The sequence below is a fragment of the Geodermatophilus sp. SYSU D01176 genome (assembly GCF_054050015.1).
The window spans coordinates 48,326-73,652 of the sequence record NZ_JBJGYN010000002.1 but is presented as its reverse complement, the minus strand read 5'-3'; the positions used below and the strand labels follow the sequence as shown (position 1 = coordinate 73,652).

Genomic DNA, 25,327 nt, shown 5'->3' with positions numbered 1-25,327 from the left:
CCACCGCTCCGCGCCGCCCCACCGGCCCCGGCCCGCCGCACCGGGTGGGGAAGGACCCAGGTGCGGCGGGAGGCGACCTCGTTCGAACGCGTGTTCGAACGAGGTCGAGTACACCCGACGACACCGACATCGTCAAGCCGACGTACGACAGGACCGGGACACCGCCGCCCGGCCCGGAGCGGACCGCCCCGGCCGATGGCAGGATCGACGCATGAGCCGACCCGAGCACCCGCGGGTGGCCGCCATCTCCTCCCTCCTGGCCGCGGCCGGCGCGACCGGTCGGGTGCACGAGCTCCCCGGCAGCGCCCGCACCGCTGCCGAGGCCGCCGGAGAGCTCGGCGTCCCGATCGGGGCCATCGCCAACAGCCTGGTGTTCGACGTCGACGGTGCGCCCCTGCTGGTGCTCACCAGCGGCGCCCACCGGGTCGACGTGGCGAAGGTGTCCGCGCTGCTCGGCGTCCACGGGGTGCGTCCGGCGTCGGCGGACTTCGTGCGCCGGCACACCGGCCAGCCGATCGGCGGCGTGGCGCCGATCGGCCACCCCGAGCCGATCGGCACGCTGGTCGACATCGAGCTGGCCCGGTACGACCGGGTCTGGGCCGCCGCCGGGCACCCGTACGCGGTCTTCCCGACCAGCTACGAGGAGCTGCTGCGGCTCACCGGCGGCACCGCCGCCGAGGTCGGCTCCGGCCCCGACCCCACCGCCCCCGAGGCTCTGACCGGGACGGCGGCGGCCCGGTGACCGGGACGACGCCCGCCGCGCGGGTCACCGAGCTGCCCACCGGGTGGCTGCGCGACCACATGCACGAGGCCCTGGCCATCTACGGCGAGGCGATGGGCTACAGCCCCTCGGTCGTGGCCGGCCGGTACGGCTACGCCATCCAGCACACCGAGCGCCCGGGCTTCCGCGCGGTCGGCGCCTTCGTGCCGACCCGCGACGGCGAAGTGCTGGTCGGGTTCGGCTACGGCTACCTGATCGCCCCCGGCCAGTGGTGGCACGACCAGGTGCGCGCCGCGCTCGACCGGCGGACGGCGAAGCGCTGGCTGCCCGGCGCCTTCGAGGTCTGCGAGCTGCACGTGCACCCCGACCACCAGAGCCGCGGGCTGGGCCGCCAGCTCCTGCACGCCCTGCTGGCCGGCCTGCCGTACCCGGCGGCGCTGCTGTCGACCCCGGACAACGACACCAAGGCCTTCCGGCTGTACCACGCCGACGGCTTCGTCGACCTCGCCCGCAACCACCGTTTTCCCGGTGACTCGCGCCCCTTCGCCATCCTCGGCGCCCGCCTGCCGCTGACTCCCCCGGCCCCGCGGTCCGACGGTCCGTGACGACGGACGCCACCCCCGTCGACGCCGTCGTCGTCGGCGCCGGGCACAACGGGCTGGTCGCCGCCTGCTACCTGGCCCGCGCCGGGCTGCGGGTGGAGGTCCTCGAGCGCGACGAGGTGCTCGGGGGCGCGGTCTCCACCGTGGAGCGCTGGCCGGGCGTGCGGGTCGACCGCGGCTCCAGCGCGCACGTGATCGTCCGGCAGAGCGGCATCGTCGAGGAGCTCGACCTCGCCGCCCACGGCCTGCGCTACGTCGACTGCGACCCGTGGGGCTTCGCGCCCGCCCCCTCCCCCGGCGACCCCGGCCCGGACGGCCGGCCGCTCGTCCTCTCCGTCGACCTGGACGCCACCTGCGCCTCGATCGCGGCCGCCTGCGGTCCGGGGGACGCCGCCGCCTACCGCCGCTTCGTGCAGGTGTGGGCGTCGCGCAGCCGGGCGGTCGTGGACTCGTTCGGGCGGCGGCCGACCGTGGGCGGGCTGGCCCGCTCCTTCTGGCCGCTCGGCGCTCCCGCCGACGGCCGGCCGCGCACCCCCGGCGGCGACCTCGCCGTCGACTTCCTCGGCTCCGGCGACGCGCTGCTGGACCGCTGGTTCACCAGCGAGCGGCTCAAGGCGGCGCTGGCCTGGTTCGGCGCGCAGTCCGGTCCGCCGATGTCCGAGCCCGGTACCGCGGCGATGGTCGCCTGGGTGACGCTGCTGCACGACGTCCCGCCCGGCCACCCGGTCGGCGGCTCCGGCGGCCTCACGCGGGCGCTGCGCCGCCGGCTGGAGGCCGACGGCGGGCACGTCGCCCTGGGGGATGCCGCGACCCGGCTGCTGGTCGAGGACGGCCGGGTCACCGGCGTCGAGACGGCGTCGGGACGGCGGGTGGCGGCCCCGGTCGTCGTCGCCGCGTGCCACGTGCTGGCGACCCGCGACCTGGCCGGCGAGCACGCCCCGCCGGCGCTGGCCGACGCCGCCCCGCCGGTGGGCAACGGCTTCGGCCTGGTGGTGCGGGCGCTGACCGACGCGCCGCCGTCCTACCCCGGCGCCGATCCGGCGGCGGCGCTGGGCGGGCTGCAGCTGCTGTGCACCGACCGGGCGCAGCTGGCCGCCGCCCACGGCGACTGGCTGGCCGGCCGGCTGCCGCGCGAGCCGGTGCCGCTGGCGATGTGCTTCTCCGCCACCGACGCCACCCTCGCCCCGCCCGGGCAGCACGTGGTCACCGTGTGGGGCCAGTGGTACCCCTACGCGCTGGCCGACGGCGCCGACTGGGACGCGATCGCCGACGCCGAGGCGGTGCGGCTGATCGCCGCCGTCGACCGCTTCGCCCCCGGCTTCGCCGCCTCGGTGCAGCGCACCTACGTGCAGACCCCGCTGCTGCTGGAGCGGGAGCTGTCGCTGCTGCGTGGCAACGTCATGCACGTGGAGATGGGGCTGGCCAGCATGTTCGCCTTCCGGCCGACGCCGGCGCTGGCGGGCTACCGGGTGCCCGGCCTGGCCGGCCTCTACCTCGCCGGCGCCTCGACCCACCCCGGTGGCGGGGTGTCGGGCAACTCCGGGCGGACGGCGGCCCGCGTCGTCCTCGGCGACCGCGGCGTGCCGACCCGTGCCCGCGAGGCGCTGCGCCGCGGCCTCGCCCGGGTGCGCCGGTGAGCGGTCTGGTCGCCGCGCGGCCGGGCAGCCGGCCGGCCGCGGTCCCGTGGGTGCCCGCGGTGCTGCTCGTGCTCACCGCGATCGCCTATCCGCTGACCGAGGCCGGCGGTTCCGTCCGCGACGCGGTCAGCTGGACCATCGTGCTGCTGGGCTCGACGGTGTCGGTCGTGCACGCGGCGGTCAGCCGGGGTGCGCGCACCGGCGCCGGTGTCCTGCTGGTCACCGCGGCCACCGCCGTCGTCTTCGAGTCCGTCGGCCTGGCCACCGGGTTCCCCTACGGCGAGTACACCTACAGCGACGACCTCGGCCCGACGCTGCTCGGCGTCCCGTTCCTCGTGCCGCTGGCCTGGCTGATGATGGCCTGGCCGAGCTGGCTGCTGGCCCGCCGGCTGACCCAGGGCAGGCGGCGTGCGACCCGCGTGGGCGTGGCCGCCGCGGTGTTCGCCGGGTGGGACGTCGTCCTCGACCCGCAGATGGTGCAGGCCGGCTACTGGACGTGGGCGCACCCGCGGCCCTCCCTGCCGGGCATCGACACGGTGCCGCTCACCAACCTGGCCGGCTGGCTGGTCGCCGGGCTGGTGCTCATGGCGCTGCTCGACCTGCTGGTGGCCCGCACCGCGGCCGAGCCGCCGCGCACCGGCGACGGCGCCCCGCTGCTGGTGCTCGGGTGGATGACCCTCGGCGGCGCGCTCGCGCACGCCGGCTGGCTCGGGCTGCCCGGGTCGGCGGCATGGGGCGTGCTGCTCGCCGTCCCGGTGCTGGTCGCCCTGGCGCTCCAGGCCCGGCGGTGACCGGCCGGCTGCTGCGGGTGCTCTCCGGCACGGCGGTCGCCGGGGCGCTGCACGCGGCGGTCAACGTGGCGCTGCTGCGCCGTCCCCCGACCCGGCCGCCGCCGGTGCGCCGGCCGGTCACCGTCGTCCTGCCGGTGCGCGACGAGGCGGCGCAGGTCGGCGGCTGCCTCGCCGCGGTGCTGGCCCAGCGGGGGGTGCCGGACCTGCGCGTGGTCGTGGTGGACGACGGCTCGACCGACGGCACCGCCGACGTGGTGCGCTCGGTCACCGACCCGCGGGTGCGGCTGGTCGCCGCCGCCGAGCCGCCGCCGGGCTGGCTGGGCAAGCCGCACGCCTGCGCCACCGGGGCGGGCCTCGACCCGGGGGACGACGCCGGCGTGCTGGTCTTCCTCGACGCCGACGTCCGGCTCTTCCCCGACGCGGTGGCCGGCGCGGTCGCCGTCCTGGAGGAGCACGGTCTGGACCTGGTCTCGCCGTGGCCGCGGCCGGTCACCGCCACCGCGGCCGAGCGCCTCGTGCAGCCGCTGGGCCCGTGGCTGTGGATCACCACGCTGCCGGTGCGGCTGGCCGAGCGCTCCCGGCGGCCGTCGCTGACCGCGGCCAACGGCCAGTTCCTCGTCGTCCGGCGGTCGGCGTACACGCGGGCTGGAGGGCACGGCGCCGTGCGCGGGGAGGTCATCGAGGACGTCGCCCTGGCACGGTCGGTGAAGCGGAGCGGCGGCCGCGCGGTGCCGGTCGACGGGTCGCGGCTGGCCGCCTGCCGGATGTACGACGGCTGGCCGGCGCTGCGGGCGGGCTACGCCAAGTCGCTGTGGGCCTCGGTCGGCGGGTCGCCGGGGGCGAGCGTCGCGGTCGCGGCCGGGCTGACCGCCGTCTGGGTGCTGCCCGCCGTGGCGGCGCTGCGCGGGTCGCGGGCCGGGCTGGTCGGGTACGCGGCGGGCGTGGCCGGGCGGGCGGTGTCGGCCGCGGCGACCGGCAGCCGGGTGTGGCCGGACTCGCTGGCGCACCCGCTGTCGATGCTGCTGTTCGACGTCCTGCTGGCCGGGTCGGTGGCCGGGCGGCGGCGGGGCACGCTGTCCTGGCGGGGCCGCCCGGTCGGCGGGGTCCCGGTGGCGCGGGAGACGATGGCCGGGTGACCAGCCCGAACGCGCGCGTGCACTTCGATCCGGCAGCCATGGACGGCGGGGCCTTCTACCGGGTGCTCAACTCGGTGGTGGTGCCCCGCCCGATCGCCTGGGTCGCGACCCGCTCGGCGGGGGGCGTGGTGAACCTGGCGCCGCACTCCTTCTACACCGTGGCGTGCGTGTCCCCGCCGGTCGTGCAGTTCACCTCGGTCGGGCGCAAGGACACCCTGGACAACGTCGAGGCGACCGGCGAGTTCACCGTCAGCCTCACCCCGGAGTGGCTGTTCGAGCAGGTCAACGCCACGGGCACCGACTTCCCGCACGGGGTCAGCGAGGCCGAGGAGGTCGGCGTCGCGCTGGAGCCGAGCGAGCGGGTCGGCGTCCCCCGGGTCGCGGAGTCGCCGGTCGCGGTGGAGTGCACGCTGCACTCCACGGTCCGGCTCGGCGACAGCACGGTGGTGTTCGGTCGGGTGGAGCTGGTCAGCGTGTGGGAGAGCGCGGTCGAGGAGGGCCGGCCGCGCATCGAGCGGCTCAGGCCGCTGGCCCGGCTGGGCGGCAACGAGTGGACGGCGCTCGGCGAGGTGCGGCAGATCAAGCGGATCCCCTACCGCCGCTGGTCCGAGGACCCGTCGATCGGCGAGAACCTGCGCCAGCCGTAGCCGACCCCGCTGGCGGAGTGGGACGCCCCGCGCGGCGGCGTGAGGGGTGGGGGGCGGAGGCTCCCCGACGGGGTGCGCAGAACACGCTCAGCCCACCAGGGGGGACGGCACCTGGCCGCGGTGTCGGCCGGTAGGCCGACGATGTCATGGCAGGTGCGCGGCGATCTCGTCGGCGGCGTCGCTGCCGAAGGCGGCGGCGAAGCGCTCGAGGAACGGCTCGCGGCGCAGCTCGTACTCCTGCGTGCCGACGACCTCGACCGCCTCGGTGGCGACCGCGGAGCCCAGCTGGGTGGCCCGCTCCAGGCCCAGCCCCCACATCCGGCCGGCGATGAACCCGGCGCGCAGGGCGTCGCCGCCGCCGGTGGGCTCGACCGGCTTGGTCTCCGGGACGGCGATGACCTCGATCGGCTCGGCCCCGGCCTGCCGCACGAGGACGCCGTCGGCCGCCCGCGTGGTGATCCAGGTGCCGACCCGGTCGAGCACCTCCGCGTCGCTCCACCCGGTCTTCTGCCGCAGCAGGGCCGACTCGTACTCGTTGGTGAAGAGCAGGTCGGCGCCGTCGACCAGGTCGCGGATCATCTCGCCGTCGGCCCAGGCCAGCTGCTGGCTGGGGTCGGCGACGAAGGCGTAGCCGCGGTCCCGGCACTCCTGGGTGTGCCGCACCATCGCGGTCGGGTCGTTGGGGCCGACGACGACGAGGTCCAGCCCGCCCACGCGCGCGGCGACCGGGGCCAGTTCGATGGACGCCGCCTCCGACATCGCGCCCGAGTAGAACGACGCGATCTGGTTGTTCGCCACGTCGGTGGTGCAGACGAAGCGGGCGGTGTGCTTGAGCTCCGACCAGTGCACGCTGGCGGTGTCCACCCCGTGCCGGGTCAGCCAGGCGTCGTAGTCGGCGAAGTCGCTGCCCACGGCGCCCACGAGCACCGGGGACAGCCCGAGCAGCCCCAGTCCGTAGGCCATGTTGGCGCCGGCGCCGCCGCGGTGCTGCACCAGGTCGTCGACCAGGAACGACAGGGACACGTTCTCCATCTGGCCCTCGACGAACTGCTCGGTGAACGTGCCCGGGAAGGTCATCAGGTGGTCGGTGGCGATGGAGCCGGTGACGGCGACGGGCACGGGGGACGCTCCCTCGGGGTGGCGTTCGGCGGGACGCCCGGTGGACGTCGAGAGACGGCCCCAACACCCTAGGAGCCGCCGGGTCGTCCCGCCCCACGGCCGCCCTCCAGGGGCCCACGCCGAGCCTGCCAGGCGTGGGGGGAAGGGCGGTCCTTCTTCAATCGGTGAGCGCCCGCCGCAGCCCCGTCCCCAGCTGGCCGACACCGACCGCGCCCAGCAGGCAACCGACCGCCGTCCCGCCGGTGACCACCGCGGCCGACCAGCCGAGGCCGGCCACCACCCCGGCCCCGCCGAGGGTGAAGCCGGTCATGACCACCCGGGTGGGGCGCTCCCAGACCGACAGCGCCCCGGTCTCGGTGACGCCGGCCTGCCCGGCCCGGGCGCGCAGGTAGTCCGGCAGCCAGCACAGCGCGCCGAACGCCGCGGCCAGCCAGCCGGGGGCGCCGGCCACCCACAGCGCGGCGGCGAAGGCGGCCTCGCTGAGCCGGTCGACGGTCGAGTCCAGCACGAAGCCCCGGCGCGAGGCGCGGCCGGTGGCGATCGCGAGCGCCCCGTCGAGCCCGTCGAGGACGGCGGAGAGCCCGACCAGCACGCCGGCGAGCACCAGCCAGGCACCGCCCAGCGCGGCCGGGGCGACGGCGACCGCGGCCACGAGCAGACCCGCGACGGTCACCGCGACCGGCGGCAGGCTGGGGACCCGGCGGGCCAGCGCGTAGGCGCCGGACAGCCAGCCGTGCACCAGCCGGCTCCCCGCGGGGTCGGCTCCGCCGTGCCAGGTCGACCAGGCGGCGAGGTACTCCTCGCGGCTCAGCACGGCGCCCGCTCCACCAGCGCAGTCCACCAGGCACGGCGGGGCGTGGACAGTGGTGGGGTGCTCGCCGGTCTCTCCCCCGCCCGCCGCCGTCTCGTGCTCGGCGTCCTGGCCCTCGCCGTCGTCGCCGTCCTGGTCACTGGCGCGACGCTGCTGCTGGGCCGGCCGTCGGACGCCGCGGGCCGGGAGCCGGTGGCGCAGGACGAGCCCGGACCGGTGCTGCTGGTGCCCGGCTACGGCGGGTCCACCGCGGCGCTGCAGCCGCTGGCCGACCGGCTGGCCGCGGAAGGGCGCGACGCCACGGTGGTCGCCGTCCCCGGGAACGGCACCGGCGACCTCGCGGCCGCAGCCGGCGTCCTCGGCGAGGCGGCCCGGGCGGCCCTGGAGCGCACCGGCGCGGGCAGCGTGGACGTGGTCGGCTACTCCGCCGGCGGGGTGGTCGCCCGGCTGTGGGCCGCGGACGGCGGCGCGGTCGTCGCCCGCCGGATCGTCACGCTCGGCTCCCCGCACCACGGCACCTCGCTGGCCGACCTGGCCGGCTCGGCCGCCCCGGACCAGTGCCCGGAGGCCTGCCGGCAGATGACCACCGACAGCCCGCTGCTGGCCCGGCTCAACGCCGGCGACGAGACGCCCGAGGGCCCGGCCTGGGTGTCGATCTGGACGGAGCAGGACCAGACGGTGACCCCGCCGGAGTCCGCCCGGCTGGAGGGCGCGCTCGAGCTGCCGGTGCAGGCGGTCTGCACCGGCGCCCGCGTCTCCCACGGCGACCTGCCGCGCGACCCGCTGGTCCAGGCGATGGTGCTCGAGCAGCTGGGGGTCGCCGCGCCGGCCCCGCTGGGTCCCGGCGACTGCGCCCGCCTGGGCGGCTGATCCGCCCCTCGCCGAGCGCCCGGGACACCGTTGACACATGCAGGCGGATGCCTGCATGATGCTGGTCGTGGCCGCGGAGACCAGGGACGTGGACCAGGTCTTCAAGGCCCTGGCCGACCCCACCCGGCGGCTGTTCCTCGACCGGCTGCGCGAGCAGGACGGTCAGACGCTGGGCGAGCTCTGCGCCCGGCTCGGGATGGCCCGCCAGTCGGCCACCCAGCACCTCGACGTCCTCGTCCGCGCCGGCCTGGTCACCGTCGTCCGCCGCGGCCGGGAGCGGCTGCACTTCCTGAACCCCGCCGCCATCTCCGAGATCGGCGAGCGCTGGATCTCGGCCTTCGACCGGCCCCGGCTGGAGGCCCTGCAGGCCATCCGTCAGCGAGCAGAGGAGCACGCCATGACCGAACGAGCGGCATCCGTACCGACCTACGTCTACGTCACCTACGTCCGGGCCCGCGCGGAGCAGGTCTGGCAGGCCCTCACCGACGCCGACCTGACCGCGCGCTACTGGGGCCACGCCAACGTCTCGGACTGGCAGCCGGGTTCGCGCTGGGAGCACCGGCGCACCGACGGGTCGGGCGTCCCCGACGCGGCCGGCCGGGTGCTCGAGACGGATCCGCCACGTCGCCTGGTCATCACGTTCGGAGCTCCCGACGGCCCCGAGCCGCCCGGTGGGGACTCCGTGGTGACCTTCCTCCTCGAGGAGCACGGCGGGGTCGTGCGGCTGACCGTGACCCACGAGAACCTCGCCGATGAGACCGCACTCGGCGAGATCTCGCACGGCTGGCCGGCAGTGCTGGCCAACCTCAAGTCGCTGCTGGAGACGGGCGAGGTGCTGCCCGAGGCGCCGTGGGAGATGGCGCCGACGGCCGCGGCGCCCGGGCGGACCTCGTGACCGCGACCGCTGCGCCTCCGCTGACGGCGGACGTCGCGCTCTTCGCCCGCGCCGCCGGCTACGCGCTCGAGGGCCTGGCCGAGGTCACCGTCGCCGATCTCGACCGGCCGACCCCGTGCGCCGGCTGGCCCGTGCGGACCCTGCTGCTGCACCTGGCCGACGCGGCCGACGGCCTCACCGGTCTGGCGCGCACCGGCGACCTCGACCTGCCCTCCCCGCCGCGCACGGGGGACGCCGATCCCTCCGCCGTGGCGCGGGACCGCCTGCTGCACCTGCTCGACGTCCTGACGTCGGCCGCGGCGCGCGACGGGCAGGGCAGCGCAGAGGGCGCCGCACGGACGCAGGCGGCCGCCCGTGGCGGCGCGGTCGAACTGGCCGTCCACGGCTGGGACGTCGCCACGGCCTGCGGCTCGGGACGCGGAGTGCCGCCCGACCTGGCTGCCGCCCTCCTCCGGACGGCGACGTCCCTGGTGGACGACGGAGCCCGCCCGGGCCGCTTCTCCGCGCCCGTGGACCTGCCGCCGGACGCGCACCCCGGGGACCGGCTGGTGGCCTTCCTGGGCCGACGGCCGACCGCACGGCCCTGACGGCCCCGTCCGGAGTCCCGCTGGGTGGGGGACGGGGTCCGTCAACTCGTGACGTCCTTGGTGGTGAAGTTGGCCCACGCGGCGGCCAGCAGCACGCCGACGTAGACGCCCTGCAGCGCCAGCCCGCGGACGACGTCCCGCCACAGGACGGGATCGCGGAACAGGTCGACGAACGCCAGCCAGTACCGCGTCGGCAGGTAGGGCGCGATCGGCGAGGCGGCGTCCAGGGTGAACAGCAGCGACGAGGTCACCAGCACCGCGAGCGCACCGAGGGCGGCGGCCAGCGGCGAGTCGGTCAGCGTGGAGAAGAACAGGCCGAAGGCGGCGACGCCGAGCATGGAGACCGTCACGTAGCCGATGGCCATCAGGCTGCGGCCGGCCAGCTCCTGCTCGGTCAGCGAGGTGCCCGACACCGAGGTGGTCGCGCCGGCGGCGACGGGCTGGGCCTCGAACAGCGTCGTCCCGACGACGTAGCCGACGCCCGCCACGACCAGCACGGTGACCAGGACGAACGCGACGACCGCGACCAGCTTGGCGACCAGCAGCCGGGTCCGCCCGGCCGGCCGGGCCAGCAGGTACCGCAGCGTGCCGGCCTGCGCCTCGCCGGCGACCGCGTCCCCGGCGACGACGGCGACCGCGATGGGCAGGAACAGCGGCAGCACGATGGCCAGCGCCGCCAGCGGAAACAGCGCGCCGTTGGTGAGGACGGCGGAGAGGAACGGCGGGCCCTCCCCCGGCCGGGGCGCGAGGTCGGTCAGCTGCACGAGGACGGCGACCAGCACCGGCAGCGCGTTGAGGACGGCGATCGTCACCCAGGTGCGCGGACGGCGGAACAGCTTGCGCAGCTCGACGCCGATCACCGGGCCGCCACCCGGTCGGCGCTGCTGCCCGCCGCGGCCAGCACGACCTGCTCGAGCGAGGGCCGCTGCAGGGCCAGCCCGGTGACCGGCACCCCGGCGCCCACGAGCAGCGCGTTGACCTCGGCCGGGTCGTCGCCGCGCACGACCACGTGGGAGCCGTCGACCGCGAGCACCCGCCCGTCGAGGACCGCACGCACCCGGTCGGCGTCCGGCGTGGACACGACGGTGGCCCCGGTCGGCGCGGTCAGCCGGGCCAGTTCGTCCTGCAGCACCAGCCGGCCGCGGTCCAGCACGCCGATGCGGGTGCACAGCTGCTCGACCTCGGCCAGCAGGTGGCTGGAGAGGAAGACCGTCGTCCCGCCGCGGTGCAGCTCGAGCAGCAGGTCCCGGATCTCGTGGATGCCCTGCGGGTCCAGCCCGTTGGTCGGTTCGTCGAGCACCAGCAGCTCGGGCCGGCGCAGCAGCGCGGCGGCCAGCCCGAGCCGCTGCCGCATGCCCAGGGAGTAGGCGCGCACCGGCCGGCGGTCGATGCCGCCCAGGCCCACCTGCTCGAGCACCTGCCCGATCCGCGCGCGGCGGGTGCGCCGCGACCCGCCCGGCCCGGCCGCGTCGATCAGCGCGAGGTTGGCCCGCCCGGACAGGTGCCCGTGGTGCGCCGGGCCCTCGACCAGCGACCCGACCCGCGGCAGCACCCGCCGGCCGGCGCGGGGCATCCGCTCGCCGAGCAGCTCCACCTCGCCGGCCGTGGGCAGCACCAGGCCGAGCAGCATCCGCACCGTCGTCGTCTTGCCCGAGCCGTTGGCGCCGAGGAAGCCGTAGACGTCGCCGGCGCGGACGTCGAGGTCGATGCCGTCGACCGCGCGCAGCCGGCCGTAGCGCTTGACCAGCCCCCGCGTGCGGATCACCGCGTTCACGACACTGCTCCGGGCAGCCGGCGAGCAGCGTCGGCGAGCGCGTCGAGGGAGACCGTGCCGGTGAGCACGTAGGCCGGGCCGCCGCCCCGGTCGACCAGCATGAGGCCGAGCGGGCCGGCCGCGACCCGCGTGCCGAGCTCGTCGCGGACGGCGTCGGGGCTCGCGGTCAGCGCCGCGCGCAGCCCGCCGGCCAGCCGGCCCGGCACCGGCGCGACCGCCAGCAGCGTCACGCCGCGGCCGTACACGCCGACCGCGTCGGGCACCCCCGCGAAGCCGCGCCGCGGCAGGCCGGCCAGCTCCCCGGGCAGCCGCACGTCCGGCGCCCTCTCCTCGGCCTGCGCGATGAGCTCCTCGGTGTCGGGCGCGGTGAGCAGGGTGGCCTCCGGCGGCGGGGTGAAGGCGACGACGCCGGCCGGCGGGACGGCGAGGTCGAGGTCGAGGAACCGGGTGTCCAGCGCCGGCAGGTCGGCGTCCTCGGCGAAGACCTCCACCTGCAGGGGCAGCCCACTGGCCGGGTCGACCCACACGTCGACCCGGCCGACCGACGAGGCGGCGTCGGCCGGCACCACCCGCAGCCCCAGCGCGTCGCGGCCGGCCACCCGCCGGGCGCCGACCCGGGACAGCTCGTCGTCGGCGGCCTCGGACAGCAGCCGGCGGCCCAGCGGGGCGGGCAGCAGGTCCGGCGGGGTCGGCAGCGCGAGGGACGCGGGGGCGCCGCGGGTGGCGGTGCCGGCCTCGAAGTCCCAGGTCCAGGTACCGCCGGGGTCGCGGTGCACCCCGGTCTCCCCCGCTCCGCTCACCACGTCGACCCGGTGCTCCTCCGGGCCGCGCCACCACACCCGCACGAGCGTGCGGTCGCTGAAGAGATCCGCGACGTCGGTGAGCCGGTCGGACACCGGCAGGGCCAGCCCGCCCGCCGACACCGCGTAGCCGGAGAAGCCGACGTCCGCACTGGCCAGCACGGCGGCCCGGAGCTCGGCCGCGGGGACGTCCGCGTCGTCCGCGGGCAGCGCGGCCACGAGCGAGGGCAGCGCTCCCAGCGCCGCGACGAGCAGGCCGACCGCGGCCCACCGGGCGAGCGCGCCCCGCCCCCGTGCCGCCATGCGCCCCACGGTACGAGCGGGCAGCGCGGCCTCGCCCCTACCGGGTCCCGCCGCGAGCCTGCACGTCGCGGGGGCAGGGGTCCTCCCGTCAGTGGGCGGCGGCGGAGGACTTGCGCCGGTGCACCGTCAGGTTCATGACCAGCACGATCAGCGCGCCGACGACGAGCCCGACGAGCGCGCTGGCCAGGGTGTTGACCAGCCACCCCACGACCCCGCCGAGGGCCCCGGTGGCCTCGTGCGCGATTTCTTCCAGGTGGTGCACGGCGCCGTACACGGCGTGCAGGCCAAGCTCGTCCGAGCCGACCAGCAGGATGTGACCGCCGACCCACAGCATCGCGGCGGTCCCGACCACGGTCAGGGCGGTGAGCAGCCGCGGCATCGCCTTCACCAGTCCGTGGCCGAACCGGGAGATCCCCTTCCCGGGGCGCTGGGACAGGGACAGCCCGACGTCGTCCATCTTCACGATGAGGCCGACGACGCCGTAGACGAGGACCGTGATGCCGACCGCGACGACCGCGAGGATCACCGCGCGGGACCAGAAGCCCTCGTCGGCCACCTCGTTCAGCGAGATCACCATGATCTCCGCCGAGAGGATGAAGTCGGTGCGCACGGCCCCGGTCACGATCGTCTTCTCGTCCGGGAGCGCCTGCTCCACCGATGCGTGGGCCTCGTGGTGGCCGCTGAGCTTGTGCCAGACCTTCTCCGCGCCCTCGTAGCACAGGTAGGCCCCTCCGATCATCAGGATCGGGGTGAGAAGGAACGGCAGGAACTGGCTGAGCAGCAGGATGGCGGGCAGGATGATCAACAGCTTGTTGCGCAGCGAACCGGTGGCGATCCGCCGGATGATCGGGATCTCCCGCTCGGCGGCCAGGCCGTGCACGTACTGCGGTGTGACGGCGGTGTCGTCGACGACGACACCGGCGGCCTTGACGCTGGCTCGTCCTGCAGCCGCCCCGATGTCGTCGATGGAGGCGGCGGCGGCGCGCGCCAGCACCGCCACGTCGTCGAGCAGTGCTACGAGTCCACCGGCCACGTGACGTCCTCCCAGTTGGTCAGCACTCGTGTGCAGTCTCGGTGATCGTGGTCCGTCCGGCCGCACCGGGCGACTCCGCGTTCGGCGTCCCGGGCAGGACTACCCGGCTGGGGACACGCCGAACGCCCGGTCCGGAAGGTCCGTCGTCCGGCTGCCGGGACCGGCACCCTGGAGCGACGGGCTGCTCACCGGGTGCAGCAGGAGGGCAGGACCATGGGGACGGCGGACGACGGCGCGGCGCTCTGGCCGGACCGGTACCTGACCGACGGCCGGCTGGTCGTCGTCCGATCGCCCCGGCGCGAGCCGTCGTCGCGCCGGGCACGCCTGCGCGCGGCCGTCGTCCGGCTGGACCGGGCCGCCCGCGCCCGGCTGGGGCCGGCGTCCCCTGCGCCCGAGGTGCCGCTCCCGGCACCCGAGGCGGCGCTGGCCGCGTGGGACACCACCGAGGCCCGGGTCGCCGCCGCGGCGTCGCGCGCCTGGGCGGAGACGCTGCGCGAGCCGGCCTGGTCCTCGCCGTTCCTCGCGGCGAACCGGGCGGCCTTCGACGGGCAGGCCGAGGTCGACCGCATCGTCGACCTGGCGGTGCGCATCCGGGACGCCCGCGCCATCCTCGGCCTGCGCCCGGCCGGGCCCGCCGGGGAGTACTGGGACGCCCAGTCCGCCGCGCTGGAAGCGGCGGCGCTGCGGCTGGGCGACCGGGCCGATGCGCTGATCCGGCACCGCGACCAGGCCGCGCTGCTGTCGGCCGAGCTGCGCTCGCTGGCCGACCTGGAGCGGCTGGAGCGCAGCGCCGCCGAGATCGACGGGATCACCGTGGAGACGGCGTACCCGCCGGGCCCGGCAGACCGCGGCCCGGGGGCCGTGGCCGAGGAGATCGCGGCGGTGCGGACGGCGGTCGCCGAGCTGGTCGACCTGATGACCCGCACCCGCGCCCCGCTGGCCGCGCCGCCGGACTGAGGGACGAGCGCCGTACCCCGGCGGCCACTCCCCGCCCGGAACGTGCCGCGGGGTCCGACTGTCCCCTGCGTCCGTCGTCAGCCGGCTGGTGGCGGAGCCGGCGTCACGTCCGTGTGGCCGGAGTCGTTGCCCGTGAAGAGCAGCGGCTCCCTGTTCTCGACAGCGAGGGCGTAGGCGAAGCAGTCCCCGACGTGCAGCCTCGCGGGATGCCCATCTCCAGACGCATGACCTGCACCAGCTCGTCGAAGCGTCGCCGGGCGACCGGGGCCTGCGTCGCATCGACGACGACGGCCGCCTCGACGTTGTTGGCGGCTGACATCTTCGGAGCCGGGTCGGCCGCGAGGGCATCGAGGAACGCCTCGGCACCTGGGTGAGAGGTGGGACGCGTGGACGTTCCCGCGGGATCGGGTCCGTGCATGGGCCGGCCGCGACCGCGGGTAGAGCGACTGCATGGCCCCACCCATCAGTGACGCGGTCGTCGTCGACGTCCTCCGCCGGGTCGACCGGCTGACGGCCCCGCTGGTCCGCCGGCTCGGCCGTCCACCGGAGCTGCCGCAGGCCGAGCGCGAGGAGTGGTGGGCCGACCGGGTGAGCCGCGTCGCCGCCGGCGTCAGCGCCGTCCCCCGCTTCGCCGGCAAGCTCGCCGACCTGCTGCCGCTGCAGAACACGGTCGGCTCGGCGGTCCAGGCGCTGGTGGTGGGCGGGGTGGCCGCCGAGCACGGCGTCGAGGACGAGGCCGAGCGGGTGTCGCTGCTGGCCCAGGTGCTGCTCGACCGCGACCTGCCCGCCGAGCGGGTGCGCCCGCTGCTGACCCGCGCCCCCGGCGCCTACGCCGACGAGGTGCTCGGGGACGGGGACGACCGGGGCGCCGTCCGCACCGTGTGGCGGGTCGCCCGGCTGCTCGGCCGGATCGACGACACCCTCGACGCCCGGCCCAAGGGCAGGCTTCTGCACCGGGCGCTGTCCAACCTGCCGGTGGTCGGCACGATCGGCGGCTACGCGGCCGAGCGGGAGGGCCTGCGCCGGGCCGCCGCCGAGACGGCGGCCCGGCTGGCCGGCCGCGCCGCCGCGACCCCCGCGGCGGACCCGGCTCAGTGAGGAGTCGGGACCGCCGCCAGGTTGGCGTGGACCTCACGGGTCGCCGTCGACCGGTTCATGGTGATGAAGTGGATGCCCGGGACGCCCTCGGCGAGCAGCGTCCGGCACAGCTCGGTGGCCACCTCGACGCCGTAGGCCCGCACCGCCGCCTTGGCCTCCGGGGTGTCGCCGTCCAGCTCGGCGAAGCGGGCGGCCAGGTGCTCGGGGAACGCCTGCCCGGACAGCTGCACGATGCGGGTGATCTGCCGGGCGTTGGTCACCGGCATGACCCCGGCGATGATCGGCACCTCGCAGCCGCTGGCGGCCACCCGGTCGCGCATCCGCAGGTAGTCCTCGGGGCGGAAGAACATCTGGGTGATCGCGAAGTCGGCGCCGGCCCGGCACTTGCGCACGAACATCGCCACGTCGGTCTCGAAGTCCGGCGAGCGCGGGTGCCGCTCGGGGAACGCCGCCACGCCGACGGAGAAGTCGCCCATCGAGCGGATCAGCTCGACCAGCTCGCCCGCGTAGTGCAGCCCCTCGGGGTGGGCCACCCACTCGGCCTGCGGGTCGGCACCCGGCGGGTCGCCGCGCAGCGCCAGCAGGTTGCGCACGCCCGCGGCGGCCAGGCGGCTGACCACGTGCCGCAGCTCGGCGACGCTGTGGTCGACGGCGGTCAGGTGGGCCAGCGGGGTCATCGTCGTCTCGGTGGCGATGCGCTCGGTGACCGACACGGTGCCCTCGCGGGTCGACCCGCCGGCGCCATAGGTGACCGACACGAACGACGGCTGCAGCCGCTCCAGCTCGCGCAGCGCCGTCCACAGCTGGGCGGCGCCCTCGGGGGTCTTGGGTGGGAAGAACTCGAAGGACCACGTCGGCCTGCCCTCGGCGAGCAGCTCGCGCACGGTCCGGGTCATGGACGTCGAGGATACGGACCCGCCGTCCCCCGGGTCCCGCTGCATCCGGACGGCGCGGCCGCGGGGAAGTCCTCCGGCACCACCGCACCCCCGGCCCCAGGAGGCTGACCCGTTGGCCCTGACCGACTCCGCCCCCATCCCGGCCGCGCCCGATCAGGTCGGGCGCGATACTCGTTCCGTGACCGCCGGGGCGCAGCAGCGCGAGAGACCCGTCCTCCCCCCGGCCCCGCCGCCGGCCGCCGCCGAGATCGACCGCGTCCGCGCGGCCGTCGCGACCGCCCTGTCGGACTTCCTCGACGTCCAGCGGCGGACCCTGGCGGCGATGGACGAGTCGCTGCTGCCCGTGGTCGACGAGGTGTGCGCCCTCGCCGACGGCGGCAAGCGACTGCGCCCGCTGTTCGCCTACTGGGGCTGGCGCGGCGTCCGCGACCAGTCCCCCGACCACGGCCCGGGCGAGTCCGACGCCGCCGTGCTGCGGGCGGTGGCCGCGCTGGAGTTCGTGCACGCCAGCGCCCTGGTCCACGACGACGTCATGGACGGCGCGCTGACCCGCCGCGGCCGACCGGCCACCCACGTCGGCTTCGCCGCCCGGCACGGGGACGGCGAGCTGGCCGGGGACGGCGACACCTTCGGCGTCGGGGCGGCGATCCTCGTCGGCGACCTCGCGCTGGTCTGGTCCGACGAGCTGCTGCGCTGCTCGGGCATCTCCCCCGCCGCGCTCTCCCGCGCCCGCACGGTCTGGGACACCATGCGCACCGAGGTGACCGCCGGGCAGTACCTGGACCTGCTGCGCGCCGCCGGCGGCCTGCCCGGCGCACAGGGCGCGCTCACCGTGGCCCGCTACAAGAGCGCCGGCTACACGGTGCAGCGGCCGCTGCAGCTGGGCGCGGCCATCGCCGGTGCCGGCGAGCGCGCCGCGGAGGTCTACACCGCCATCGGCCTGCCGCTGGGCGAGGCGTTCCAGCTGCGCGACGACGTCCTCGGGGTGTTCGGGGACCCGTCGGTCACCGGCAAGTCCGCCGACGACGACCTGCGCGAGGGCAAGCAGACGCTGCTCGTCGCGCTGGCCGAGGAGGCCGCGGACGGCGCGGGGCGGCGGCTGCTGGCCGACACCCTGGGCGACCCCGCCGCCGGGCCCGAGGAGTTCGACGCGCTGCGGGCCCTGATCGAGTCCACCGGCGCCCGGGCGCAGGTCGAGCGGCGGATCGCCGAGCGCACCGCGCTGGCCCGCACCGCGATCGCCGAGGCCCCCCTGGCCGACGACGCCCGGGCCGCGCTGGACGCGCTGGCCGTCGCCGCGACCACCCGCACCGCCTGATGGTCCGCACCGTCCCCGGGCGCACCGACCGCGTCGTCGTCGTCGGCGCTGGCCTCGCCGGGCTGTCCGCGGCGCTGCGGCTGCGCGGCGCCGGCCGCGACGTCACCGTCGTCGAGCGCGGGTCCGGCCCGGGCGGGCGGGCCGGGCGGATCGAGGAGCGCGGGTACGCCCTCGACACCGGCCCGTCGGTCTTCACCGCCCCCGAGCTGGTCGCCGACACCCTCGCCGCGGTCGGCGAGAAGCTGGAGGACCGGCTCCAGCTGGTCCCGCTGGAGACGACGTACCGCGCGCAGTTCGCCGACGGCTCGCACCTGGACGTGCACGCCGACGTCGACGCGTTCGCCGCCGAGGTCGAGGCGCTGTGCGGGCCGGGCGAGGCCGCGGCGCTGCGCCGCTACCTGGCCGACCTGGCCGAGCTGTACCGGCTGCAGCTGGACACCTTCATCGACCGCAACCTCGACACCCCGATGGACCTGCTCGGCCCCGAGCTCGTCCAGCTGGCCCGGCGCGGCGGCTTCGGCCGGCTGTCACGGCACGTCGAGCGGCACTTCACCGACGACCGGCTGCGCCGCCTGTTCAGCTTCCAGGCCCTCTACGCCGGGGTCAGCCCGTACCGGGCGATCGCCGCCTACGCCGTCATCGCCCAGCTCGACATCGGCGCCGGCGTCTGGCACCCGGTGGGCGGGATGGCCGCCGTCCCCCGGGCGCTGGCGGCCGCGGCCGCGGATGCCGGGGTGGTGTTCCGCTACGACACCGGGGTGCGCGAGCTGGAGGTGACCGGCTCGCGGGTCACCGGCGTGCTGCTGGACGACGGCGAGCGGCTGCCCGCCGACGCCGTCGTCGTCACCGTCGACCGGCCGGAGGCGCTGGTGCCCGGGTTCCGGCGGCTGCGGCGGCCGGTGTACTCGCCGTCCTGCGTGGCAGTGCACGTCGGCGTCCGCAGCGAACTGGCCGGCCAGGCGCACCACACGATCAGCTTCGGCGCCGCCTGGCGCGAGGTGTTCGCCGAGCTCACCCGGGACGGGCGCCCGATGACCGACCCCAGCCTGCTGGTCAGCATGCCGTCGCGCACCGACCGCGGCCTCGCCCCCGAGGGCGGCCAGGTGCTCAGCATCGTCGCCCCCACCCCGAACCTCGACCCGCACAGCGGCGGCAACCCCGACCTGGACTGGACGACGCTGGGCCCCCGCTACCGCGACGAGGTCCTCGCCGTGCTGGAGGACCGCGGCTGGACCGGCCTGACCGGCGCGATCGAGGTCGAGCACGTCGACACCCCGCTGACCTGGGCGGCACAGGGCATGGCCGCCGGGACGCCGTTCGCGCTGGCGCACACCTTCGGCCAGACCGGCCCGTTCCGGACGCCGACGCTCCCCCGGCGCGGACCGGAGAACGTCGTCCTGGCCGGCTCGTCGGTGCAGCCGGGCGTCGGCGTGCCGATGGTCGTCATCAGCGGCCGGCTGGCCGCCGAGCGGATCACCGGCCCCGACCGGCGGTTTCCGCGGAAATCGCCGCACCACCGCGGGACGGGGACCCGGTGACCCTCGTCAACCCGCCCCGCAGCCAGGCCGAGCGGCAGGCGCTGCTCGACGCCGCCTACCGGGAGTGCGCCGCGATCGCCGCCCGGCACGGCAAGAGCTACCACCTGGCCACCCGGCTGCTCACGCCGGACCGCCGTCCGTCGATCCACGCGCTGTACGCCGCCGCCCGCACCGCCGACGACCTCGTCGACCACCCCGGCGCCGACCCGGCCGGCGACCTCGCCGAGTGGTCCCGCGCGGCGCTCGCCGAGCTGGAGGCCGGCTGGTCCGACGACCCGGTGCGGCTGGCCCTGGTGCACACCTACCGCCGGTACGGCATCGCCGTCGAGCACCTGGTCGACTTCCTCGCCGCGATGACCAGCGACCTCGAGGTCACCGGCTACGCCGACATGCACGCCCTCGACCGCTACATGTGGGGTTCGGCGGCGGTCATCGGGCTGCAGGTGCTCCCCGTCCTCGGCACCGCGCCCGGCGTGGCCCGCGAGGAGGCCGCCCCGCACGCGATAGCCCTGGGCGAGGCGTTCCAGCTGACCAACTTCCTGCGCGACGTCGCCGAGGACGCCGACCGGGGCCGGGTCTACCTGCCCGCCGACCTCATGGCCGCGCACGGCGTTCCCCGCGAGCAGCTCATCGAGAAGCGCTTCGACGACCGGTTCCGCGAGCTGATGCGGGAGATGGTGGCGATCGTCCGCCGCCGCTACGACGACGCCGCCCCTGGGACGCCGATGCTCGCACCGGAGTCCCGCGACTGCGTGCGCGCCGCCACCGACCTCTACGGCGGCATCCTCACCGAGATCGAGCGGGCCGACTACCGGGTGCTCGACCGCCGGGTGCGGGTGTCCAGGCCGCGGCGCCTGGCGGTGTTCGCCCGCCGGTTGACCGCCGCCCAGCTGGCCAGGGTCAGGGTGACCATGGCGAAGCCGAACAGCAGGTCCTCGACCGGGGCGTAGGCGATCCGCGGGCCCCAGATGGTGTCCGGGTCGTAGGTGACGACCGCCAGGCCGGTGAGCACGCCGTTCATGAGCAGCTGGAACGTGACGATGATCGCGTAGGCCACCCAGAACACCGGCCGGGTGACCATCCGGGTGCGGTAGACGGCCAGGTCCAGCACCAGGACGGCGACCACCGCGGTGACCGCCAGCGCGCTGTAGCTCACGACCGCTCCCCCGCCGGCGCGCTCTGCTGGCCGATCCCCCGCTCTGCCGGCGCGATCCGGCCCGCAGTGCGGAGAGGACGCCGGCACAGCAGGCGGGAGGTTCTCATGCGTCGGCCTCCTCGGCGGGGTAGCCGGCGTCCCAGCCGGTGACCTTCCGCACCGCCTCCAGCGCCAGCACCGAGCACAGCGGGACGACGAGGAAGAACAGCACCTCCTCCACCGGGATCCCCCCGGGCAGCCGGACGCCGAGGGTCAGCCGGTCGGAGTAGTCCCAGTGGCCCTGCGCGATCGCGTACAGCACCCAGACCACGAAGACGGCGAACTCCGGCGCGACCGCCACCAGCAGCCGCCGCCAGCGGGCGTACACCCGCACCCGCAGCAGGAGCTCGAGCGGCGCGGTGACGACCAGGCAGCCGGCCAGCAGCACCAGGTACGTCAGGGAGCCCACGGGCGGGTCAGAAGGCCAGGGCCTGGGCGCGCCGGGTGACCTCGGCGTGCCGGTCGCCGCGCAGCGCCTCGACGGGAGTGCCGGGCAGCGTCTCGTCGGGGCGGAACAGCCACTCGAACACCTCCTCGTCGCTGAACCCGCCGTCCTTGAGCACGGTGATCAGCCCGGGCAGGTGCTTGAGGACGGCGCCGTCCCGGAGGAAGTCGGCCGGGATCCGGCTGTTGCCGCTGCCCGGCACGGCCAGGAGCTTGTTCTCGCGCAGCAGCTGACGGACCCGGTTCGGCGAGACCCCCAGTACGCCGGCGACCTCCGCGGGGGTGAGCGTCTCCATGACATGCGAGCCTATGACCCGACCCGACCCGCGCCGTCCGCCGTCCCCCGGGACGCCGGACCCCCGCCGGGCTGCCCGGATACCATGGCGCGGGGCCGTGACTGGCGCTGCTGAGGTGGACCACCACCGGGGAGCGGCCCGCACCACCCCGCCGGGCGCCTGGGCACCCACCCGTCGTCCCCTCGCGCTGGAGCCCTCCATGACCGACACCACCGCCACCTCCGTCGCCGAGACCGCCTCGGCCGCCTACCGCAGCGCGCTGCAGGTCATAGGGGCCGTGGAGCCCCGGGTGGCCGACGCGATCGGCGCGGAGCTGGCCGACCAGCGGGCCTCGCTCAAGCTGATCGCCAGCGAGAACTACGCCAGCCCCGCGGTGCTGCTCACCATGGGCAACTGGCTGTCGGACAAGTACGCCGAGGGCACGGTCGGCCACCGCTTCTACGCCGGCTGCCAGAACGTCGACACCGTCGAGGCGCTGGCCGCCGAGCACGCCCGCGAGCTGTTCGGCGCGCCGCACGCCTACGTCCAGCCGCACTCCGGCATCGACGCCAACCTGGTCGCCTTCTGGGCGGTGCTGGCCTCCCGCGTGGAGTCCCCGGCGCTGGAGAAGGCCGGCGTCCGGCACGTCAACGAGCTGACCGACGCCGACTGGTCCACGCTGCGCCACCAGCTCGGTGACCAGCGGATGCTCGGCATGTCCCTGGACGCCGGCGGCCACCTCACCCACGGCTTCCGCCCGAACATCAGCGGCAAGATGTTCGAGCAGTCCTCCTACGGCACCGACCCGGGGACCGGGCTGCTCGACTACGACGCCGTCCGCGCGCGGGCCCGGGAGTTCCGCCCGCTGATCCTCATGGCCGGCTACTCGGCCTACCCGCGCCGCGTCGACTTCGCCCGGATGCGCGAGATCGCCGACGAGGTGGGCGCCACGCTCGTCGTCGACATGGCCCACTTCGCCGGCCTGGTCGCCGGGAAGGTCTTCACCGGCGACTTCGACCCGGTGCCGCACGCGCACGTCGTCACCACCACGACGCACAAGTCGCTGCGCGGCCCGCGCGGCGGCATGGTGCTGGCCCAGCCCGAGTACGCCGACGCCGTCGACCGCGGCTGCCCGATGGTGCTCGGCGGACCGCTCCCCCATGTCATGGCCGCCAAGGCGGTCGCCTTCGCCGAGGCCCGGCAGCCCGCCTTCGCCGGGTACGCCCAGCGCATCGTCGACAACGCCGTCTCCCTCGCCGACGGCCTGACCCGCCGCGGCGCGCGGCTGGTCACCGGCGGCACCGACAACCACCTGGTGCTCGTCGACGTCTCCGGCTTCGGCCTCACCGGCCGGCAGGCGGAGTCCGCGCTGCTGGACGCCGGCGTCGTCACCAACCGCAACGCGATCCCGGCCGACCCGAACGGCGCCTGGTACACCTCCGGCATCCGGCTGGGCACCCCGGCGCTGACCACCCGCGGGTTCGGGGCGGACGAGTTCGACCGCACCGCCGAGCTCATCGTCGACGTCCTGTCGAACACGACGCCGACCGCCACCCGCGACGGCTCGCCGTCCAAGGCGAAGTACGCCACCACCGACGGCCTGGCCGGCCGGACCCGCGCCGCGGCCGCCGAGCTGCTGGACCGTCACCCCCTCTATCCCGGCCTCGACCTGGCCTGAGCCGGCCCGAGACCTCGAGTCGAGATCGCGCCATCTCGCACGCCCGCGGCGCTGCAACGGTGCGAGATCGCGTGATCTCGGCAGGGTGAGTGCACCGAGACCGGTGTGACGAGTGAGCCCGTCACACCTGACGGCGCTCCGCGTGTACGGCCGGCGCGAGCGGGACGCGCTCCTAGACTCGGCCGGGTGGACACCGCCGTGACCGACCCCGTGGTCGGCCTCGTCCTCGAGGGGCGATACCTGCTCGAGGAGCGCCTCGCCCGGGGCGGGATGTCCACCGTCTACGCCGCCACCGACCTGCGGCTGCACCGCACCGTCGCGGTCAAGGTCATGGCCGAGCACCTCGCCCACGACCCGACGTTCGTCGACCGGTTCACCCGCGAGGCGCGGGCCGCGGCGATGCTCAGCCACCCCAACGTCGTCTCGGTGAGCGACCAGGGCAGCGACCAGGGCCTGGTCTTCCTCGTCATGGAGCTGGTCCGCGGCCGCACGCTGCGCGACCTGCTGCAGGCGCGCGGCCGGCTCACCGTCGCCGAGGCCTTCGCCGTCCTGGAGCCGGTGCTCTCCGGGCTGACCGCCGCCCACCGCGCCGGCATCGTGCACCGCGACATCAAGCCCGAGAACGTGCTCATCGGCGCCGACGGTGTGGTGAAGGTCGCCGACTTCGGCCTGGCCCGCGCGCTGACCGGCACCGGGCAGACCAGCCACACCGGCGGCGTGCTCATCGGCACGGTCGCCTACCTCTCCCCCGAGCAGCTCGAGCGCGGCAAGGCCGACGCCCGCAGCGACGTGTACGCCGCCGGGGTCGTGCTCTACGAGATGCTCACCGGCCACCCGCCCTACGGCGGGGACACCCCGCTGGCGGTGGCCTACCAGCACGTGCACCACGACATGCCGACGCCGTCGGACGAGGTGCCGGGCCTGCCGTGGGAGGTCGACGAGCTGGTCGCGCGCACCACCCGCCGCGACCCCGCCGTCCGCCCGCTGGACGCCGGCGCGTTCCTCGCCGACCTCGAGGACGTGCGCAACGACCTCCGCATCGAGCGGGTGCCCGTGCCCACCGGCCGCAGCACCGCCGGCCCCGAGACGCTCCGGCCGACCAACCGGCCCAGCCGCCCGACGCGGCAGACCGGCGAGCCGGGTGCCCCGCGCACCGAGGTGCTCGGCCCCGGCGGCACCCGGCCCGGCCGCGGCAGCAGCCGCACCTCGATGCTGGCCGGCCCCGTGCCCGGCGGCACCGACCCGGGGACACGGCGGCCCGCGCCCGAGCGGACCCGCCCCGGCGTGCCGGCGCACATCCGCCGCCGCCGCGCCCGGCTCGCCGTCGCCCTCGTCCTGCTCACCGCGGTCACCATCGGCGCGGTCGGTTGGTGGCTGGGGTCCGGCCGGTGGACGACGGTGCCGCAGCTGGCCGGCACGGAGCAGGCGGCCGCGATCGACCTGCTGCAGGAGGCCGGGCTCACCCCCGACTGCTGCGAGGAGCGGTTCAGCGAGGACGTCGCCGAGGGCGTGGTCATCTCCGCCGAACCCGACGGCGGTGAGGCCATCCGCGGCACCGACGTCCGGCTGGTGGTCTCCAAGGGCCCCGAGCGGTTCGAGGCAGACCCGGGGTGGGTCGGCCTCCCGGTGGAGGAGGTCCGCGCCGCGCTGGAGGACGTCCCCGTGGTCCCCCGCGAGGTGCAGGACTACGACAACGACATCCCGGTCGGCCACGTGACCGGCTTCGAGCCCGAGGCCGGCACCGAGCTCAAGCGCGACCAGGAGCTGGTGGTCTACGTCAGCCGCGGGCACGAGCCGGTGACCGTGCCTGCCGTCGTCGGGCTCTCGCCGGAGGAGGCGACGGCGAACCTGTCGACGCTGGGCTTCACCGTGGAGCGCACCGAGGGCCGCAGCGCCGACGTCGACCCCGGCGAGGTCATGGCGGTCAGCCCGGCCGCCGGCCAGCAGGCGCCCTACGAGAGCACCGTCACCCTCCAGGTCTCGGCAGGGCTGCCGCAGGTGCAGGTGCCCGACGTGGTCGGCCGCAGCCAGCAGGAGGCGGCCGCGCTGCTCCAGCAGGCAGGCCTGAAGGTGCAGGTGAGCCAGTTCTTCGGCGACCGGGTGTTCCGGCAGAGCCCGGCCGCCGGCCAGACGGTCGAGATCGGCACCTCGGTGACGATCCTGGTGACGTTCGGACAGGACTGAGGACGCTGCGTACTGCTG

General features: G+C 76.2%; 25 protein-coding genes, 1 pseudogene and 1 riboswitch. Of the genes and pseudogenes, 16 read left to right on the top strand and 10 right to left on the bottom strand.

Annotated elements, in window-relative coordinates:
• The first annotated feature begins 211 nt into the window (after positions 1-211).
• Genes ACI78Z_RS01905 through ACI78Z_RS01880 form a run of 6 tightly spaced genes read left to right on the top strand, consistent with a single transcriptional unit; the run spans position 212 to position 5,534 of the window.
• On the top strand, positions 212-742 hold the full coding sequence (locus ACI78Z_RS01905) for a YbaK/EbsC family protein (protein WP_457034824.1): 531 nt from the start codon (positions 212-214) through the stop codon (positions 740-742).
• The gene (locus ACI78Z_RS01900) at positions 739-1,326 is read left to right on the top strand and encodes a GNAT family N-acetyltransferase (protein WP_457034823.1); all 588 of its coding nucleotides are present in this window, start codon (positions 739-741) and stop codon (positions 1,324-1,326) included. The genes ACI78Z_RS01905 and ACI78Z_RS01900 overlap by 4 nt, the downstream gene beginning before the upstream one ends.
• Positions 1,323-2,960, top strand: a complete 1,638-nt coding sequence (locus tag ACI78Z_RS01895; protein ID WP_457034822.1) for a phytoene desaturase family protein — start codon at positions 1,323-1,325, stop codon at positions 2,958-2,960. The genes ACI78Z_RS01900 and ACI78Z_RS01895 overlap by 4 nt, the downstream gene beginning before the upstream one ends.
• Positions 2,957-3,751, top strand: a complete 795-nt coding sequence (locus tag ACI78Z_RS01890; RefSeq protein ID WP_457034821.1) for a carotenoid biosynthesis protein — start codon at positions 2,957-2,959, stop codon at positions 3,749-3,751. The genes ACI78Z_RS01895 and ACI78Z_RS01890 overlap by 4 nt, the downstream gene beginning before the upstream one ends.
• The gene (locus ACI78Z_RS01885; protein ID WP_457034820.1) at positions 3,748-4,887 is read left to right on the top strand and encodes a glycosyltransferase; all 1,140 of its coding nucleotides are present in this window, start codon (positions 3,748-3,750) and stop codon (positions 4,885-4,887) included. Before ACI78Z_RS01890 ends, ACI78Z_RS01885 begins: the two co-directional genes overlap by 4 nt.
• Complete coding sequence (locus tag ACI78Z_RS01880) at positions 4,884-5,534, top strand: flavin reductase family protein (RefSeq protein WP_457034819.1); 651 nt, start codon at positions 4,884-4,886, stop codon at positions 5,532-5,534. The genes ACI78Z_RS01885 and ACI78Z_RS01880 overlap by 4 nt, the downstream gene beginning before the upstream one ends.
• A 144-nt stretch (positions 5,535-5,678) precedes the next feature.
• Here ACI78Z_RS01880 and ACI78Z_RS01875 read toward each other — a convergent pair whose 3' ends face one another.
• Positions 5,679-6,653: a carbohydrate kinase family protein gene (locus ACI78Z_RS01875; protein WP_457034818.1), complete on the bottom strand. Its 975-nt coding sequence runs from the start codon at positions 6,651-6,653 to the stop codon at positions 5,679-5,681.
• Positions 6,654-6,810: 157 nt separating this feature from the next.
• Positions 6,811-7,467, bottom strand: a complete 657-nt coding sequence (locus ACI78Z_RS01870; RefSeq protein WP_457034817.1) for a CDP-alcohol phosphatidyltransferase family protein — start codon at positions 7,465-7,467, stop codon at positions 6,811-6,813.
• Between the two features lie 57 nt (positions 7,468-7,524).
• On the opposite strand from ACI78Z_RS01870, the gene ACI78Z_RS01865 reads away from it, so the two are divergent.
• Genes ACI78Z_RS01865 through ACI78Z_RS01855 form a run of 3 tightly spaced genes read left to right on the top strand, consistent with a single transcriptional unit; the run spans position 7,525 to position 9,816 of the window.
• A complete protein-coding gene (locus ACI78Z_RS01865) occupies positions 7,525-8,334 on the top strand; it encodes a lipase family alpha/beta hydrolase (protein WP_457034816.1) in 810 nt (269 codons plus the stop codon).
• Between the two features lie 37 nt (positions 8,335-8,371).
• Entirely contained in the window at positions 8,372-9,229 is an 858-nt protein-coding gene (locus ACI78Z_RS01860) for an ArsR/SmtB family transcription factor (protein WP_457034815.1), read from the top strand.
• Entirely contained in the window at positions 9,226-9,816 is a 591-nt protein-coding gene (locus ACI78Z_RS01855; RefSeq protein ID WP_457034814.1) for a TIGR03086 family metal-binding protein, read from the top strand. The genes ACI78Z_RS01860 and ACI78Z_RS01855 overlap by 4 nt, the downstream gene beginning before the upstream one ends.
• Positions 9,817-9,857: 41 nt before the next feature.
• On the opposite strand, the gene ACI78Z_RS01850 is transcribed toward ACI78Z_RS01855, so the two are convergent.
• The 4 genes from ACI78Z_RS01850 to ACI78Z_RS01835 form a co-directional block, all read right to left on the bottom strand.
• Positions 9,858-10,676 (bottom strand): ABC transporter permease subunit, encoded by an 819-nt coding sequence (locus ACI78Z_RS01850; protein ID WP_457034813.1) that lies wholly within the window; start codon positions 10,674-10,676, stop codon positions 9,858-9,860.
• Positions 10,673-11,590, bottom strand: coding sequence for an ATP-binding cassette domain-containing protein (locus ACI78Z_RS01845; RefSeq protein ID WP_457034812.1), 918 nt, complete (start codon positions 11,588-11,590; stop codon positions 10,673-10,675). Before ACI78Z_RS01845 ends, ACI78Z_RS01850 begins: the two co-directional genes overlap by 4 nt.
• Positions 11,587-12,693: a sigma-E factor regulatory protein RseB domain-containing protein gene (locus ACI78Z_RS01840; RefSeq protein WP_457034811.1), complete on the bottom strand. Its 1,107-nt coding sequence runs from the start codon at positions 12,691-12,693 to the stop codon at positions 11,587-11,589. Before ACI78Z_RS01840 ends, ACI78Z_RS01845 begins: the two co-directional genes overlap by 4 nt.
• 88 nt (positions 12,694-12,781) lie before the next feature.
• Positions 12,782-13,726 (bottom strand): DUF808 domain-containing protein, encoded by a 945-nt coding sequence (locus ACI78Z_RS01835; RefSeq protein ID WP_457034810.1) that lies wholly within the window; start codon positions 13,724-13,726, stop codon positions 12,782-12,784.
• A gap of 213 nt (positions 13,727-13,939) precedes the next feature.
• On the opposite strand from ACI78Z_RS01835, the gene ACI78Z_RS01830 reads away from it, so the two are divergent.
• Positions 13,940-14,683, top strand: a complete 744-nt coding sequence (locus ACI78Z_RS01830) for a hypothetical protein (protein WP_457034809.1) — start codon at positions 13,940-13,942, stop codon at positions 14,681-14,683.
• Positions 14,684-15,133: 450 nt separating this feature from the next.
• A complete protein-coding gene (locus ACI78Z_RS01825; protein ID WP_457034808.1) occupies positions 15,134-15,781 on the top strand; it encodes a hypothetical protein in 648 nt (215 codons plus the stop codon).
• On the opposite strand, the gene metF is transcribed toward ACI78Z_RS01825, so the two are convergent.
• Positions 15,775-16,677 (bottom strand): methylenetetrahydrofolate reductase [NAD(P)H], encoded by a 903-nt coding sequence (gene metF, locus ACI78Z_RS01820; protein WP_457034807.1) that lies wholly within the window; start codon positions 16,675-16,677, stop codon positions 15,775-15,777. The two genes, ACI78Z_RS01825 and metF, sit on opposite strands and share 7 nt — an antisense overlap.
• Positions 16,678-16,855: 178 nt before the next feature.
• Between metF and ACI78Z_RS01815 the strand changes: the two genes are divergently transcribed.
• Genes ACI78Z_RS01815 through ACI78Z_RS01805 form a run of 3 tightly spaced genes read left to right on the top strand, consistent with a single transcriptional unit; the run spans position 16,856 to position 20,483 of the window.
• Positions 16,856-17,995 carry a polyprenyl synthetase family protein gene (locus ACI78Z_RS01815; RefSeq protein ID WP_457034806.1) on the top strand — a complete coding sequence of 380 codons (1,140 nt, stop codon included), beginning with the start codon at positions 16,856-16,858 and terminating at the stop codon, positions 17,993-17,995.
• Positions 17,995-19,533: a phytoene desaturase family protein gene (gene crtI / locus ACI78Z_RS01810; RefSeq protein ID WP_457034805.1), complete on the top strand. Its 1,539-nt coding sequence runs from the start codon at positions 17,995-17,997 to the stop codon at positions 19,531-19,533. The genes ACI78Z_RS01815 and crtI overlap by 1 nt, the downstream gene beginning before the upstream one ends.
• Positions 19,530-20,483 (top strand): phytoene/squalene synthase family protein, encoded by a 954-nt coding sequence (locus ACI78Z_RS01805; protein ID WP_457034804.1) that lies wholly within the window; start codon positions 19,530-19,532, stop codon positions 20,481-20,483. Before crtI ends, ACI78Z_RS01805 begins: the two co-directional genes overlap by 4 nt.
• On the opposite strand, the pseudogene ACI78Z_RS01800 reads toward ACI78Z_RS01805, so the two are convergent.
• The 3 genes and pseudogenes from ACI78Z_RS01800 to ACI78Z_RS01790 form a co-directional block, all read right to left on the bottom strand.
• A pseudogene (locus tag ACI78Z_RS01800) lies at positions 20,480-20,644 on the bottom strand (lycopene cyclase domain-containing protein); the annotation flags it as partial. The gene ACI78Z_RS01805 and the pseudogene ACI78Z_RS01800 sit on opposite strands and share 4 nt — an antisense overlap.
• Positions 20,645-20,792: 148 nt before the next feature.
• Positions 20,793-21,137: a lycopene cyclase domain-containing protein gene (locus ACI78Z_RS01795; RefSeq protein ID WP_457034803.1), complete on the bottom strand. Its 345-nt coding sequence runs from the start codon at positions 21,135-21,137 to the stop codon at positions 20,793-20,795.
• A 7-nt stretch (positions 21,138-21,144) separates the two neighbouring features.
• Entirely contained in the window at positions 21,145-21,468 is a 324-nt protein-coding gene (locus ACI78Z_RS01790) for an Rv2175c family DNA-binding protein (RefSeq protein ID WP_457034802.1), read from the bottom strand.
• An 87-nt stretch (positions 21,469-21,555) separates the two neighbouring features.
• A riboswitch (ZMP/ZTP riboswitch) is annotated at positions 21,556-21,640 on the top strand.
• A 27-nt stretch (positions 21,641-21,667) separates the two neighbouring features.
• On the opposite strand from ACI78Z_RS01790, the gene ACI78Z_RS01785 reads away from it, so the two are divergent.
• The gene (locus ACI78Z_RS01785) at positions 21,668-23,125 is read left to right on the top strand and encodes a glycine hydroxymethyltransferase (protein WP_457034801.1); all 1,458 of its coding nucleotides are present in this window, start codon (positions 21,668-21,670) and stop codon (positions 23,123-23,125) included.
• Positions 23,126-23,311: 186 nt separating this feature from the next.
• A complete protein-coding gene (pknB, locus tag ACI78Z_RS01780) occupies positions 23,312-25,309 on the top strand; it encodes a Stk1 family PASTA domain-containing Ser/Thr kinase (protein WP_457034800.1) in 1,998 nt (665 codons plus the stop codon).
• Positions 25,310-25,327 lie beyond the last annotated feature (18 nt).

Bases quoted from the DNA above. Each gene is read 5' to 3' on its own strand.
- ACI78Z_RS01785 (WP_457034801.1), top strand. From the start codon at position 21,668: ATGACCGACACCACCGCCACCTCCGTCGCCGAGACCGCCTCGGCCGCC.
- ACI78Z_RS01830 (WP_457034809.1), top strand. From the start codon at position 13,940: ATGGGGACGGCGGACGACGGCGCGGCGCTCTGGCCGGACCGGTACCTG.
- ACI78Z_RS01825 (WP_457034808.1), top strand. From the start codon at position 15,134: ATGGCCCCACCCATCAGTGACGCGGTCGTCGTCGACGTCCTCCGCCGG.
- crtI (WP_457034805.1), top strand. From the start codon at position 17,995: ATGGTCCGCACCGTCCCCGGGCGCACCGACCGCGTCGTCGTCGTCGGC.
- ACI78Z_RS01840 (WP_457034811.1), bottom strand. From the start codon at position 12,693: ATGGCGGCACGGGGGCGGGGCGCGCTCGCCCGGTGGGCCGCGGTCGGC.
- ACI78Z_RS01905 (WP_457034824.1), top strand. From the start codon at position 212: ATGAGCCGACCCGAGCACCCGCGGGTGGCCGCCATCTCCTCCCTCCTG.
- metF (WP_457034807.1), bottom strand. From the start codon at position 16,677: ATGACCCGGACCGTGCGCGAGCTGCTCGCCGAGGGCAGGCCGACGTGG.
- ACI78Z_RS01790 (WP_457034802.1), bottom strand. From the start codon at position 21,468: ATGGAGACGCTCACCCCCGCGGAGGTCGCCGGCGTACTGGGGGTCTCG.
- ACI78Z_RS01860 (WP_457034815.1), top strand. From the start codon at position 8,372: ATGCAGGCGGATGCCTGCATGATGCTGGTCGTGGCCGCGGAGACCAGG.